At 68.8% G+C, this 394-nt stretch carries 1 protein-coding gene; it reads left to right on the top strand.

All coding sequences use genetic code 11. The annotated features are described in order from the left end of the window. On the top strand, positions 1-339 hold a 339-nt coding region (fliN, locus tag FJV41_RS57635), incomplete at its 5' end, for a flagellar motor switch protein FliN (RefSeq protein ID WP_141649696.1). Between the last annotated feature and the right edge of the window lie 55 nt (positions 340-394).

The raw sequence follows: 394 nt of genomic DNA, 5'->3' as shown, positions 1-394 counted from the left end.
CCCGTGGACCAGGGCGGCCCGCTCGCGGGCGAACCCGTGCGCCCGTTCTCGTCCTCGAGCAACGAGGCGCCGGTCAACGACATCAACATGGTGCTGGACATTCCCGTCCAGCTGTCCGTGGAGCTGGGCCGCACGAAGGTGCCCATCAAGTACATCCTGCAGCTCGCCCAGGGCTCCGTCGTGGAACTCGACGCGCTGGCCGGCGAGCCGATGGACGTGCTCGTCAACGGCTACCTCATCGCGCAGGGCGAGGTGGTGGTGGTCAACGACAAGTTCGGCATCCGGCTCACCGACGTGGTGACCCCTTCGGAGCGGCTGCGCCGCGTGAGCCGTGGATAGCGCTCCCGGGGCCGGCATGGGGCAGACGCTGGTCGTCGTCGTCCTGTTCATCGCC

Source organism: Myxococcus llanfairpwllgwyngyllgogerychwyrndrobwllllantysiliogogogochensis (assembly GCF_006636215.1).
Taxonomy (GTDB): Bacteria; Myxococcota; Myxococcia; order Myxococcales; family Myxococcaceae; genus Myxococcus; species Myxococcus llanfairpwllgwyngyllgogerychwyrndrobwllllantysiliogogogochensis.
The sequence above is the reverse complement of the archived record's forward strand: the minus strand, read 5'-3'. Positions and strand labels throughout refer to the sequence as shown.